The sequence below is a fragment of the Streptomyces sp. NPDC088157 genome, from assembly GCF_044741545.1.
Lineage (GTDB): Bacteria > Actinomycetota > Actinomycetes > Streptomycetales > Streptomycetaceae > Streptomyces.
The window spans coordinates 260693-273586 of the sequence record NZ_JBIUSU010000007.1 but is presented as its reverse complement, the minus strand read 5'-3'; the positions used below and the strand labels follow the sequence as shown (position 1 = coordinate 273586).

General features: G+C 69.7%; 14 protein-coding genes and 1 tRNA gene. 7 read left to right on the top strand and 8 right to left on the bottom strand.

Annotation, left to right across the window (positions count from 1 at the left end; translation table 11 throughout):
• Positions 1-689 precede the first annotated feature (689 nt).
• The gene (gene chvE / locus ACIPFH_RS28160) at positions 690-1787 is read left to right on the top strand and encodes a multiple monosaccharide ABC transporter substrate-binding protein (protein ID WP_401830650.1); all 1098 of its coding nucleotides are present in this window, start codon (positions 690-692) and stop codon (positions 1785-1787) included.
• Positions 1788-2167: 380 nt separating this feature from the next.
• Positions 2168-2692, top strand: a complete 525-nt coding sequence (locus ACIPFH_RS28155; protein ID WP_401830649.1) for a hypothetical protein — start codon at positions 2168-2170, stop codon at positions 2690-2692.
• Positions 2693-3133: 441 nt separating this feature from the next.
• Here ACIPFH_RS28155 and ACIPFH_RS28150 read toward each other — a convergent pair whose 3' ends face one another.
• Both ACIPFH_RS28150 and ACIPFH_RS28145 read right to left on the bottom strand, forming a co-directional pair.
• Positions 3134-4144: a zinc-binding dehydrogenase gene (locus ACIPFH_RS28150; RefSeq protein WP_401830647.1), complete on the bottom strand. Its 1011-nt coding sequence runs from the start codon at positions 4142-4144 to the stop codon at positions 3134-3136.
• Positions 4137-4568: a 4-oxalocrotonate tautomerase family protein gene (locus ACIPFH_RS28145; RefSeq protein WP_401831137.1), complete on the bottom strand. Its 432-nt coding sequence runs from the start codon at positions 4566-4568 to the stop codon at positions 4137-4139. The genes ACIPFH_RS28150 and ACIPFH_RS28145 overlap by 8 nt, the downstream gene beginning before the upstream one ends.
• A 130-nt stretch (positions 4569-4698) precedes the next feature.
• On the opposite strand from ACIPFH_RS28145, the gene ACIPFH_RS28140 reads away from it, so the two are divergent.
• Complete coding sequence (locus ACIPFH_RS28140; RefSeq protein WP_401830645.1) at positions 4699-5283, top strand: TetR/AcrR family transcriptional regulator; 585 nt, start codon at positions 4699-4701, stop codon at positions 5281-5283.
• A gap of 51 nt (positions 5284-5334) precedes the next feature.
• Here ACIPFH_RS28140 and ACIPFH_RS28135 read toward each other — a convergent pair whose 3' ends face one another.
• The 3 genes from ACIPFH_RS28135 to ACIPFH_RS28125 form a co-directional block, all read right to left on the bottom strand.
• Complete coding sequence (locus ACIPFH_RS28135; protein ID WP_401830643.1) at positions 5335-5811, bottom strand: 4-oxalocrotonate tautomerase family protein; 477 nt, start codon at positions 5809-5811, stop codon at positions 5335-5337.
• A gap of 79 nt (positions 5812-5890) precedes the next feature.
• A complete protein-coding gene (locus tag ACIPFH_RS28130) occupies positions 5891-6517 on the bottom strand; it encodes an NAD(P)-dependent oxidoreductase (protein WP_401830641.1) in 627 nt (208 codons plus the stop codon).
• Positions 6518-6543: 26 nt separating this feature from the next.
• Positions 6544-7386: an aldo/keto reductase gene (locus ACIPFH_RS28125; RefSeq protein ID WP_401830638.1), complete on the bottom strand. Its 843-nt coding sequence runs from the start codon at positions 7384-7386 to the stop codon at positions 6544-6546.
• 74 nt (positions 7387-7460) lie between these two features.
• Between ACIPFH_RS28125 and ACIPFH_RS28120 the strand changes: the two genes are divergently transcribed.
• Entirely contained in the window at positions 7461-8126 is a 666-nt protein-coding gene (locus ACIPFH_RS28120) for a DNA-binding response regulator (RefSeq protein ID WP_401830636.1), read from the top strand.
• Positions 8127-8507: 381 nt separating this feature from the next.
• A complete protein-coding gene (locus ACIPFH_RS28115; RefSeq protein ID WP_401830634.1) occupies positions 8508-9872 on the top strand; it encodes a chloride channel protein in 1365 nt (454 codons plus the stop codon).
• 457 nt (positions 9873-10329) lie between these two features.
• Here ACIPFH_RS28115 and ACIPFH_RS28110 read toward each other — a convergent pair whose 3' ends face one another.
• Positions 10330-10614 carry a hypothetical protein gene (locus ACIPFH_RS28110; protein ID WP_401830632.1) on the bottom strand — a complete coding sequence of 95 codons (285 nt, stop codon included), beginning with the start codon at positions 10612-10614 and terminating at the stop codon, positions 10330-10332.
• A 302-nt stretch (positions 10615-10916) separates the two neighbouring features.
• Here ACIPFH_RS28110 and ACIPFH_RS28105 point away from each other — a divergent pair, with 302 nt between their 5' ends.
• Positions 10917-11453 carry a hypothetical protein gene (locus ACIPFH_RS28105; RefSeq protein WP_401830631.1) on the top strand — a complete coding sequence of 179 codons (537 nt, stop codon included), beginning with the start codon at positions 10917-10919 and terminating at the stop codon, positions 11451-11453.
• Between the two features lie 154 nt (positions 11454-11607).
• On the opposite strand, the gene ACIPFH_RS28100 is transcribed toward ACIPFH_RS28105, so the two are convergent.
• A tRNA-OTHER gene (locus tag ACIPFH_RS28100) sits at positions 11608-11668 on the bottom strand.
• A 234-nt stretch (positions 11669-11902) separates the two neighbouring features.
• Between ACIPFH_RS28100 and ACIPFH_RS28095 the strand changes: the two genes are divergently transcribed.
• Positions 11903-12262 carry a hypothetical protein gene (locus ACIPFH_RS28095; protein ID WP_401831136.1) on the top strand — a complete coding sequence of 120 codons (360 nt, stop codon included), beginning with the start codon at positions 11903-11905 and terminating at the stop codon, positions 12260-12262.
• Positions 12263-12532: 270 nt separating this feature from the next.
• Here the strand turns inward: ACIPFH_RS28095 and ACIPFH_RS28090 are convergent, their stop codons facing one another.
• Positions 12533-12808, bottom strand: coding sequence for a hypothetical protein (locus ACIPFH_RS28090; protein WP_401830629.1), 276 nt, complete (start codon positions 12806-12808; stop codon positions 12533-12535).
• Positions 12809-12894: the final 86 nt, after the last annotated feature.

Sequence of the window (12894 nt, the reverse complement as noted above, 5' to 3'; positions counted from 1 at the left end):
GACGTATTTACAGGTGCGCACCGGCGACGCGATCCCGAGAGCCGACGAGGCCCGGGCGCAGGGCCGAACCGCCGCGCCGCCCGGCGATCTGCGGTGCACCGGGACCGGGACGCGCGAGCGCCGACCCGAGCGGCACGCCGCACGACCAAGACCTGACCGTTCGTCAGTTCCACGCGATCCCCCACTCGTTGACTGTCCCGGAGCGTGAGAGCCACCCCCCTCCGACGGGCTCGCCGACCGCATGCGGATCCACGAGGGTCGCATGCGGATCCACGAGGCTCACCAGGCCGCGTGTGGGTCCGTGCAATCAACGAGGCCGTGTGCAGATCCACGAGGCCACCGAGCGCATCCGCCGCTGGGCACACCGCTCCACAATGACGTCCGGCCCGTCCAGGGCGCCCGCCCGCACAACACCCCCCGGCGGGACGAGCCCCCGGCCCGGCCCACCGGCCCACCAGGCGACGGGGTCCGGACGCCATACGACGGACGCCATACGCCGGACACCGAGCGCAAGCGGACACAGATGGCCGACCCGCCCGTCCCCCCCAACTGCCCAGCCAGCTCCACCGGTCCCACCAGCTCGGTCCACCGGCCCCACCGGCCCCACCGGCCCCACCGGCCCCACGGGTCTCCCACCGACATCTGCGCCGCCGCAGTCCTCTCAACGACGAGAACGAGGAACGATCCCCATGCGCAACCGAAGAGCTGCCCTCGCCGCCACCGCCGGAGCCGCCTCTCTCGCCCTCACCCTGTCCGCCTGCGGCCAGAACGTCGGGGGCGGCTCCGAGGGCAGCACCAAGGGCGACACCATCGGTATCGCCATGCCGACCCAGGCCTCCGAGCGCTGGCTCACGGACGGCAAGAGCGTCGTCAACGACCTGAAGGCGGACGGCTACCAGACCAAGCTGGTCTACGGCCAGGACAACCCGAAGACCCAGGTCTCACAGATCGAGGCCCTGATCAAGCAGGGCGTCGACGCGCTGATCATCGCCGCCATCGACAACAGGTCGCTGAACGGCGTGCTCCAGAAGGCCGCCGACGCGGAGATCCCGGTGATCTCCTACGACCGGCTCATCCTCGGCACCCAGAACGTCGACTACTACGTCTCCTTCGACAACGAGCAGGTCGGCCGCTTCCAGGCCCGCTACATCATCGACAAGCTCGGCCTGGAGGACGGCGGGGGCCCGTTCAACGTCGAACTGTTCGCCGGCTCCCCCGACGACAACAACACCAAGTACTTCTTCGACGGCGCGATGCACCTCCTGCAGCCGTACATCGACACCAAGCAGGTGGTGGTCCGGTCCGGCCAGACCGACCTCAAGCAGGTCACCACCCTGCGCTGGGACGGGCCCACGGCGAAGAAGCGCATGGACGGCATCCTCGACGAGTCGTACGGCAGCAAGAGGGTCGACGCGGTCCTGTCGCCGTACGACGGCATCTCCATAGGCGTCCTGAACGCGCTGAAGGAGGACGGCTACGGCACCAACAGCAAGCCCCTTCCGATCATCACCGGTCAGGACGCCGAACTGGCCTCGGTGAAGTCGATCATCGCGGGTGAGCAGTCGCAGACCGTCTACAAGGATCTCCGCCAACTCGCCAGTGTCGCCGCCGAGATGGCCGACGACATACTCAACGGCAAGACCCCGAAGGTGAACAACAGAAGGGCCTACGACAACGGCGTCAAGGCGGTCCCCGCCTACCTGCTGCAACCGACGACCGTCGACAAGACCAACTACGAGTACGTCCTGGTCGCAGGCGGCTACTACACCGACGCCGAGCTCAAGTAACGGCCCGGCGCGACGGGCCCGCTCGCCGCGATCCCGGCGGCGGGCGTCGCGTTGCCCGTCCGCCCTCAGCCGTGCCTGCCTCAGCCGTGCCTGCCTCGGCCGTGCCTCAGCCGTGCCTGCCTCGGCCGTGCCTCAGCCGTGCCTGCCTCGGCCGTGCCTCAGCCGTGCCTGCCTCAGCCGGGTCCGCCTGCTGTCCGCAGGTCGGGAAGTGGCGGCGCGTTCCTCCTGAGGAGGGACGGACCTGCTCCCGTCCTCGGCCCGACCCGGGCGAACGCTCGACGTTGGGCCATGTGCCTCTCACCTGCGGTGGTGGTTCGCAGGCGTACGTGCTCGGACGTCCTCGACGGGCGCGGCCGGGGCCTGGCCCATATCTTTGGATGGTGAGTCGTCCCCTTGTTCCGCCCGAGCGCGCGGGCCATGCCGGCTCCTCCGTAGGACGCCGGACCGACTACAGCGGTGCCATCTACGGCTCGATCCTTGCCGCCTCCGTCGTGGCCACCGCCGGAACGACTGGGGAGTACCCGCGTCTCCAGCTCATGCTGCTGCTGGTCGTCACCGGTCTGGTCTTCTGGGCCACGCACGTCTACGCGCATCTTGCCGGGGAGCGACTGGTCGGTCAGCCCTGGTCCTGGCGGGAGATCCGCCGGATCGGCGTGCACGAATGGTCCATCGTCGAAGCTGCCGTCCTTCCCGCTGTCGCCGTGGCCATCAGCCCCCTGCTGGGGCTGAGCGTGGGCGCGGCCCTGTGGCTCGCTCTGTGCGTCGCGGTGGCCCAGCAGGTCGGGTGGGCGTGCCTCGGCGCTGCCCGCGCCGGTGCCTCCGCACGCTTGGTCATCGCCGAGGGCGTGGTCAACCTGACTCTCGGACTGGTCATCGTGGCCGCCAAGGTCGCGCTGAAGGACTGACGGCATCGCCGGCTTCAGTCCGGCGGTCTTCGGCCCCGGCCGTGACGATCGGTGCTCGATCGCTCGCTCACGCATCCTCATCCGTGCTCCCGCGGGGAACCCGTCCACCTCGGGGATCTCCCCTCGCGACCGCCGTCGACCCGTCAGCCGGCCGGCGACGTGGCGGACGCCGTCCGCTACGCGATGGAGGGTTTCCGGGAAGGCGGCGGTGCGGACGGTGGCTTCCAGCAGGGCGCGCGGTTCGTGGCCGAGGCGGGTGATGGCCGCCTTCCGGTGATCCAGTTCCTCGGCCGTCGCTCGCCTGGGTTCGGCGGCAGTGCCGGTGGGGGCGGGTCGGTGAGGGAGGTGCGCATCGGGTGTCTCGGTGCGCTGGTGGGCTGGTGGGGCCGGTGGGACCGAGCTGGTGGGCTGGTGCGCTGGTGGGGTGCGGGCCGGGTGGGGTCAGCCATCCGCCCGGACGAAGACGGGCTTGAGGTGTTTCTCCGGCAGCGCGGTCGGCAGGTCCTCCCAGTCGATGACGTGGGAGACCACCTTCTCGGGGGCGACCTTGCCGGAGGCGGCGAGTTCGAGGGCGTCGGGGATGTGGGCGCGCACGTTGTCGCGGGCGATGCGCAGGGTGACGCCGTTGAGGTACATGTCGAGCAGTGGCAGTTCACCGGCGCGGAAATGGTTGCCCGCCGACTCGCAGATCCCTTCCGGAGTCAGGGATTTGACGGCCAGGGCGAGCTGGTCGACGCGTCCGGTGGCCTCGACGGCGATGTCGTAGCCCTGGGGGATCGGTTCCAGGGTCTCGGCGGTGGCGGCCCCGAAAGCGCGAGCCAGGGTGCGGTGTTCGGGGTCGGGGTCGACGTAGAGCACGTCGGAGGCGCCGAGCGCGCGGGCGATGTCGCACACGTACAGGCCGATGCTGCCGCGGGCGACGACCAGGACGCGTGCTCCGGGCCGCGCCTTCAGGTGGGGGGCGACCAGGCGCCAGGCCAGGGACCAGTTGTCGCTGGCCGAGGCCATGGCGACCGGGTCGAGGCCGGCCGGCAGCGGGACGAGCATGGCGTCGGCGTAGGGCACGCGGACCAGGTCGGAGAAGAGCCCGCCCCAAGTGCCGCCGATCGGTGCGCCGTACATCGCCATGTAAGGGACGGTCGCGCAGTGCGCGGTCAGCCCGGCCCGGCAGCGCTCGCAGGTACCGCAGTTGATGGACCAGGGAACGACGACGAGGTCGCCGGGGGCGACGGTGGTCACGGCGTCGCCGGTCTCGACGACCCGGGCGACGCACTCGTGGCCGAGGGCGAACGGCGGGTCGATGAAGCCGTGACCGGCCAGGATGGAGGAGTCGACGTCGCAGGAGGTGGAGGCCACCGGTGCGACGATCGCCGCCTGGTCGGACCGGAGTTTCGGGTCGGGTGCCTCGCGCCACTCGACGGTGCGCCGGGCGACGTAGGTCAGTTCACGCATCGGTGCGCTGTCCCTTCGCCAGTGCCACCAGGTCGGCGTAGCGGACGACGGAGCCGCCCGCGCCCCAGGTGCCGTCGGGCTGCTCGTGGACGAGCACCCACACCCGCGGGGCGTCGTCCTGGCCGAGGCCGGCTGCGGCCAGGACGGTCTTCGTCGCCTCCTCGACCAGGCCCGCCTTACGGCGCTCGGACAAGGCCCCCTGCGGGACGGTGACCTCCACCAGGAAGCGCGGCGCGTCGTCCTCGGCGGTGATCTGGGCGTCTTCCGGCAGTTCTACGAGGTAGCTCCATGCCTGGGCGCGGAAGAACGCCGTGTCGGGTGCGCCCTCCCAGCGCAGCAGTACGGCGGCGAGGTCGCGCTGGATGCTCAGACGGCCCTGTTCGGGCAGGGTGGCGGCGGGGACTGTGAGCCGGATCATCGGCATGGGCATACCTCTCTTCGTCGCGTTCGTCTTCGGTTCGTTCGACGACCAGGTTTATGACGGTCGTTATAAACGACGGACACGCTAGACTATGACGGCTGTTATAGCCAGTGGGGTCGAAGGGATCGGGTACGTGGCCAAGTCAAGTCCGGCGGCGCGCGAGCGGATCGTGGCCGGCGCGGCCGACATGATCAGTCGACGCGGCCTGAACGCGACGAGCATCCGCGAGACGGCCAAGCACGCCAGAGCGCCGCTCGGCTCGACCTACCACTACTTCCCCGAAGGCAAGCAGCAGTTGGCCACCGAGGCCGTCCGCTACACGGGTGAGTGGGTCGCGCGCAGGCTGCGCAGTGAGTTGGAGGCGGGGCCGGTCGCCGGCCTGCGCGCCTTCCTCGCGCTGTGGCGCAAGATCGTCGTCGACAGTGACTTCCGGGCGGGCTGCCCGGTTCTCGCCGTCTCCATCGAGGAGCCACCCGCTGACGAGACGCCGGCCGCCCTGGTGGCCGCAGCTGACGTCTTCGATGCCTGGGAAAGCCTGCTGGCCGACTCGCTGCGCGCGCACGGCGCCGAGCGTGAGCAGGCGGCCCAGCTCGCCACCCTCGTCGTCGCGGCCGTCGAGGGGACCGTGGCCATGTGCCGCGCCAAGCGCAACGCTCAGCCCTTGGACCACGCCGCAGAGCAGTTGCAGGCGCTCGTCCTCGCCGCGATCAAGGGCTGAGTGGGCGGGGGCAGGGCTCCGTGCATACCCGGAAGCCAGTCGCTGTCGACTTCAGGCGCCCAGCGCGGCACGGACGGCTTTGGCCCTCTCCTCCGTGAACACACCGCTCTCAAGCAGCGGAAGGACGGACAGCACGCCCCCGGACGAGCCCCAGCTGCCCTCGTCGATCACGCGGAAGTTGACCCACCACGTCGGTGACGGCTTCTCCAGTCCGCAGGACTCCGCCAGCGCGGCCAGGACACGCTCGATGACCTGGCCCCGTACGTCCGGCTGCCAGGCGGCGTCCATGACCGCGATGTCGATCACCATCACGTCGAGTTCCTGACCGGCGTCCGAAAGCAGCCGTCCGCCGATCGCCATCATGTCCGGCTCGCGCTCGGCGAAGTGCACCTGGAACCCGACGCGGGCGGCCGGAGCGGGCTGCCCCACCTCGGGCACCAGTACCGCGTCCGTCAGCGTCTCGGCCAGCTCACGGCGCTGCTCGAGGTCGAGGCGTCCCTTGGGGGCGTTCACGGTAATGATCGTCACGGCGTTCTCCTATGACAGACGTTATAGAGCACGAGGTTACACCCCCCTATAACGACTGTCATAGTCGGAGGGTGGACACTCAGTCCGAAATCACGGCGGCGCGGTTGATCCACTCCCTGCCGTGTGCTGCCTGGTGCATGAAGGCGGCGACGTCCGCGCGGCTGATCGTCGGGTTGCCCTTCATCGGCAGCCGGTCGTCCGCGCGGTACGTACCCATGGCCGGGCCGTGGGTCAGCCTGGTCGGGTAGACCACGGTCCAGTCCAGCCCGCTGGAGCGGATGCTCTCGTCCGCGATCTCCTTGTCGGCGTAGATCGACCGCAACAGCGTGCTGTAGATCAGCTTCTGTGTGGTGCTCGACCAGTCGAAGGTGCCGCCGACACCGAACGACGACAGCCACACCAGGCGGGAGACGCCCGCTTCCGCGGCCGCGCCGAGCACGGCCGCCGAGGCGCGCGTGAAGAGGCCGTCGGCGCGCACCGAGTTGCCCCTGCCGAGCGCGGAGACGATCGCGTCGTGCCCGGCCGCCGCGGCGGCGAGGTCGCGGTGTGAGGTGGCGTCGCCGGTGACCGGCGTGACCCGCTCGGCCAGGTCACCCAGGGCCGCCGGGTTACGGACGAAGGCCGTGACCGAGTCGCCGGATCGCAGGGCCAAGTCGACCACATGACGACCGGTGGGACCGGTCGCACCGAGGACCAGCAGCTTCATGGCAGGGGCTCCTTTCGTGTGCGACGTCAGGAGAGGTCGGCAAGGTCGTCGTCGGTGAGGGTGATCGCGGCGGCGGCCATGTTGTCCTCCAGGTGGGAGAGAGACCCCGTGCCCGGGATGGCCAGGGCCACCGGGGAGAAGGCCAGCAGCCGGGCGAGGCCGATCTGAGGGACGGTGGCGCCGTGCCGGGCCGCCACCTTGGCAAGACGCTCGTCGTCGGGTTCCCGACCGCCGCCCACCGGGAAGAAGGGCACGAAAGCGATGCCGGACTCCTGGCAGGCGGCGAGGAAGTCCGCTTCGTCACGCTGGGCGGCGTGGTTCTGTACGGCGGCGACGGGCGCGATGGCGCGAGCCTCCGCGAGATGGCCGGTGTCGACGTTGCTGAGGCCGAGGTGCCGGATCAGGCCCTCCTCGCGCAGCGCGGCGAGCGCCTCGAAGCGTTCGGCGAGCGACTCGCCGTGCGGGGGCGTCATCGCCCCGATGCGCAGGTAGACGAGATCGAGTCGGTCCACGCCCAGGCCATCGAGGTTGGCTTCGACAAAGCCGCGCATGTCGGCCGCGGTCCCGTGGTGGAGGCCGTCGGGGCGGAAGACGGGCCCGACCTTGGTGGCGATGACCAGGTTGGACGGGTAGGGGTACAGGGCCTCGCGAATCAGGGTGTTCGCACGCACCGCACCGCCGTGGCTGAGGTAGAAGTCGGCGGTGTCGATGTGGTCGACCCCGAGTTCGACGGCGCGCCGCAGCACGGCACGGCCGGCCTCCGGGTCGCGGGCGGGGCCGCCCATACCGTCCTTGGAGGGCAGGCGCATGGCGCCGAAGCCGAGCCTGTTGACGTCAAGGTCGCCACCGAGGCGGAATCTGTTGCTCATGGCCTCCAGCCTGCAAGGCCCGGCACCAGCCGACGAGCCCGTGGCATGTTGCTGCCACCCGGCACAATGGACGCATGCCACAGGTCGTGACGCTTCGCAGTGATCTTGAGTTCTGGGCGCGCATCAGGCCCTTGGCGGAGTCGGACGAGACGGAATGGGTCAACGTCGCCCGCGACCTCGACACCTGGCCCGGCGCCCGTGAGGCCGCCCGCCTGACGATGCGTCGTGACGGGGCGGTTCGGGCCCGCAAGCTGTACAGCCCCGCCGTGCTCGCCGACGAGCGCGACCGGGAAGCCCTGCGTGAGATGGCCGCCCACGGCATGCAGATCCGGATCACCGCGACCCCGCTGTCCCGGGGAACCTTCTTCATCGACCGGCGAACCATGATCCTCACCAGCCCCATGACATCCGCACCGGCCGCCCCCGGACGCCGCACCTACACCATGAGCGCCACACCGGCCCTGGTCGACGGGGCGTACGCGCTGTTCGAAGCCGCTTGGGAGAGCGCCACCGACGTCGCGGCTTTCCTGCGCGGGGAATGGCCCAGGATCGACACCCAAAGCGCAAGGGTTTTGCGCGCCCTGGCCTCCGGCGCCACCGACGAATCAGCCGCACGGGAACTCGGCATGTCGTTGCGCACCTACCGCCGCCGGGTCGCCGAACTGCTTCTCGCCCTCAACGCGGGCTCCCGTTTCCAGGCCGGACTACGCGCGGGCGAGATGGGCCTGACCCACGGGTGATCACCGTCATCAACTGACACGCGGTCACGGCTACGGCTGTAGTCGACCACCAGCCCCTACAGGGGTGGTGGTTGCTGCGCGCCAGTGCCGCTGAGGCGGGGGGAGTGTGCCGCTGGCCCTGGCGCTTCGACACGGCGCTGTCCGGATCGCAGAGGATGCCCGGTCTGCCGGCTCCGGCGAGCCACCGGCCTCGGAAGAATCCGATCAGTCAAGCGTGACGCGTCGCAGTTGCCCGCATGGGCGGCGTTGAAATGCCCTCATGGGAACGGCGTGACAGGCTCGGAACCGCGCCGCTCACATCAGGTGGCGGGGCGTTCCAGGTTCGCTGAAAGCAGCCGGTGAGACCACCAACGAGGTCCGCATCGCGAGGAGGCAATGCGCATGCCGGTCGCCACGACTGGATCCGAGGCCGCGTCACCCCCGGACCCGCTGGACCCGCCGACGCTTCTCCGGAGCCGCGGGTACCTGGTGCTTCTGGTGATGTCCGCGCTGATCGGCGTGCCGGTGTCCGCGGCGGCGTTCGGCTTCCTCGCGCTGGTCGACGAACTCCAGCCATTGATCTACACGGATCTGCCGAAGTCGCTGGGGTTCGATGGAACGCCACCCTGGTGGCCGCTGCCGCTGCTCGCCGTAGGGGGACTGCTCGTCGGACTGACGGTTCAGTACCTGCCGGGACACGGCGGCCATGAACCGACAGCCGGATTCAAGACCGCCGGCGCGGCCAAACCCATCGAGCTGCCCGGCATCTTTTTCGCGGCCCTGGCGACGCTCTCCTTCGCGGCCGTCCTCGGACCCGAGTCCCCGCTCCTGGCGCTCGGCGGTGGGCTCGCCGCCGGCGCCGTGCGGATGGTCAAACGGGACCCGCCGGAGCAGGTGAGCGCGGTGTTGGGCGCGGCGGGCAGTTTTGCTGCCATCAGCTCGCTGCTGGGATCACCCCTGCTGGGAGCCTTCCTCCTGATGGAAGCCTCAGGCTTGGGTGGGCAGATGATGGCGCTGGTGTTGGTGCCCGGCCTCCTGGCTGCGGGCATCGGCGCACTCGTCTTCGTCGGACTGGGCTCCTGGACCGGGCTGGGCACCTACTCGCTGGCACTGCACGACGTCCCCGACGCCACGCGCCCGACAGCGGCGGAATTCGGCTGGGCTCTTGTCATCGGACTGTCAGCCGCACTGGTGGGCGTGGGAATCCGATGGCTCGCCGTCCGGCTCAAGACTCACGTCGAGAGGCGACGGGTGCCGGCCACGGTGGTCATGGGCCTGGTCGTGGCGGGGCTGGCGATCGGCTACGCGGAGGGCACCGACAAAGCAGCGACCGACGTGTTGTATTCGGGGCAGACGGCGCTGGATCCACTCCTCACGCACAGCGCGGCGTATTCGGTGGGAGCGTTGTTGCTGCTGATGTTGTGCAAGGGCCTGGCCTACTGCGCATCACTCAGCAGTTTCAGGGGAGGCCCGATCTTTCCCGCGATGTTCTTGGGAGCGGCGGGCGGCATCCTGTTCTCCCACCTGCCAGGGCTGACCCTGATCGCGGGGTTCGCGATGGGTATCGGAGCGATGAGCGCCGCGATGCTGAGGCTTCCGCTGGTCTCCGTCCTGCTCGCCACGCTGCTGATCGGGGCACAGGGGGTCACCGTCATGCCATTGGTGATCGTCGCAGTCGTCGTCTCGTACGTCGCGACGGCGAAGCTCACACCTCCTCCTGCCCCGGAGCCGGGGCAGGAACCGGGGCCACCTCGGCAGCAGCCGTGAGCTCGCTGCGAGCCCCCCGCTCGTCCCGCTCGCGGCAGTCGCCGAGGTCGCCGCGGTCGCCACGTGGCCACCGGCTGGGCCGTCCGCCGGAGCGAAGCGACCTTCGAGCGCCGGGGCCCACCCTCACGGTCATCGCGGTCATCGCGGTCATCGCTCCCGTGGCGGGCGCCGGCCCGCATCGCCGCAGCCGTGGGCAAGATCCGCCAGGCGCTCGCTCTGTCCTCGGCTGGGCCGAACACGCGATCAGACAGGCCGCGGCCGCGCACGGCGCCGTCGTCACGAGGGCGCGGCGACGGCGCCGGGCGAGGGAGCACTCCGATCGCGCCGGGAGGACCACCGGCCGAGAGGGAGGACCACCGGGAACACGGGCAGCCAGGTGCCGGGGACGTCGAGCAGATGGGCCATGGGTGGAGCGGCTTCGCCGGACCTAGCGGGCGAAGGAGCGGCTTCGCCCGACCTAGCGGGCGCGTGACCCGTTCTGAGCGTCGGCCGCGGACTGCCACGCCCGTGCACCCGCCCGGGACGCCTCCTTGGCCTGCTGCCACTTCGCGGCCGCCTGCTGGGCCGGGGGCACGTCCATGTCGCGGATCATGCGCCGACCTGCCGTGAACACGGCGAAGGCCCCGATGGCCATGCCGGCGCATGCCACCACGGCACCGGCCACGGTGAGCACGGCGCCGGTCGTGACGAGCCGGGTGTCGATGTCGATCGTCCGAGGGGACTGGTGGTGGTGCTGGTTCATGTCTCCACCATCCAACGGTGGGAACCATCCCGCATCCCGAACAACGGCTCAGAACGCCGTACCGGATCGGGTGTGCATCGCCAGATGATGCCTGGCCACGCCCTGGACGACGCGACCGCAGGGCCTGGCTGAGCACGCCCGCGTCAGCCGTGAAGCTGTGCATGTGCACGGCCGTTGCCGCCCCCTGCATCTGGCACGGCTGTGGCACGCGGCGATACGACCCCGCAGTCCCCGCTCTGCTTGTTGATCTTGTCGGTCCTGGTGCGGGAGTCTGAGCCGAACCAACCGGAGGGAGACGCAACGTGGCTGTCCCGTGGGGACTCCTGATATCCATTGCTGGAGGCATCACCGCCACCGTTGTGGGCGTCATCGCCGGTGGCGTCGTGGGACGGCGCAGTCAGAACCGTCAGTGGCTCCAGGAGGCACGAACCGCCGCCTACGAGAAGTTCCTCCAGGCCTTCGGGACCGTGGAAATGGAGCTCCGCGAAGCGTTCGTGGACCGACGCGCCCCCGCCGTCGTCTGGGCGCCGTTCAACGCCGCTCTGCAGTCGATGTCCCTGGTGGCAAGCCAGGAGGCGATGGCGGCGGCCGAGCAGATCTGCGACGTCATCGAGGAGTTCACGATCCTGTTCCACGGCAGTCAGCCGGCGCAGCTTGAAGGACTCCGGCCAATCCACAGCGGGTTGTACGAGGCCCACGTGAGGTTCGTCAACGCGGCCCGTCGCTCGCTCGACCCCTCGCAGGAACATCTCGTCCGGGCACTGGGCGGACCGTCATCGTGGCACGGCGTCGAGTCCGCTTGGTCGCTTGGGCACGAGGGGGAGGGGCCCGCAGGATAGGCCGTCTCTCCTCACGGCTGCGCGGCAGGACGGGCATCCTGCACAGCTCCCCACCATCCGCGCGCACGGCATGTGTGCCATAGGTGTGCCGCAAGCGCAGGAGCCCTCCCGTCCGCTGGACGGGAGGGCTCCTGCGCTTGGTGTTTCTCTGTGCCCCCGGCAGGATTCGAACCTGCGACACCCGCTTTAGGAGTTCGATCTGATCCCGCTCCAGCTGCTGTCGGCGACTGGTGCGACGGTCGGACAGAGACGCTGGCGTACGCCCGCGTTCGGCGTCGTTGATGTCAGCCGTGGATGTCAGACGCCTTCTGTTCCGTAGCTCTAGCGGGATCGGTCAGTTACGGCTATTCCGGCCGCTACCGAGCCCCGCAGGGGCGCTACCGGACGCGGGCGATCGCCGGGGTTGCGGTACCTGGCTGCTGTACCGCAGGATCCAAACGGGGGTGACCATGGAACGGCATGTGCTGGAATCGCTGTTGGCCGGTGATGACGAGGCGTCCGTGATTGCTCTGGCCACCCTCCGCAGCGGCGCCACCTACTGGGTGGCGGATCGGGCACAACCCGCAGGCCAGCATGCCGGAGTCTTCACGCGCCGACTTCAGCGCATGCGGATGCACGGACTCGAACCTCTTGGGCTGGAACGAGCAATGCAGCTCATCCGCGAACATGGCCAGCCCGTGCGCACAGGGGTTGTCGATGCTGCCGATCGGACATGGACCACCCTGCTCTTCCTCACCGAGGACTGCAGCGCACTAGTGGCCTGCGCCGGCTGGCCGCTGCCGCTGGCTGCCAGGAAGCCACCGCTTTAGGAGAGAGGCTGGGTAGTAAGGCAGGTGACCTGCGGATATCCCAGCCAAGCAAGTCGACACGATGGTGCCTGCCACTCACCCCTGTTAACCGCGGCTGACCCCTGCATCTGGCACGAATGTGGCACGTGCCGAGCAGACGGCTCGGAGCCCAGCCGGCGTCGCCGTTGTCCAGTGATATCCGCCGTCGCGACTGCGTAAATCCCGGAGCACTCCTGTCGGGTCCCAGGTGATGCTTGACGTTCGGGTCTCACCTGATGCTTGACGGTCGGCCTAGACGACATCGGAAACTTCACGGGGTTTGTTGGCTTTCACATTACGGACGGGGGCGTCGGTCGTGCGCCGGATGACCCGGACCTGGCCGTCCAGCTCGACGGTGATGGCCGAGTCCGAGACATGCGCGGTCACGGTCTGGCCCGCATAGGTCCGTCCCAGCGAGACGACCTGGCGGCAGACCATGATCGTGCCTGTCGCGCTGATCCGCCGCTGCACCCGCACCGGCTCGACGACCGGACGCGGCGGCGGGCCGGCCGGACGCAGTCCCCGCAACCGGCGGACTTCCTCGCCGGTCAAAGGGTTGGGCCGCACTCTCAGCAGTTCCCGCGAGGACGGATCGAAGAACGACAGCGTCTCGT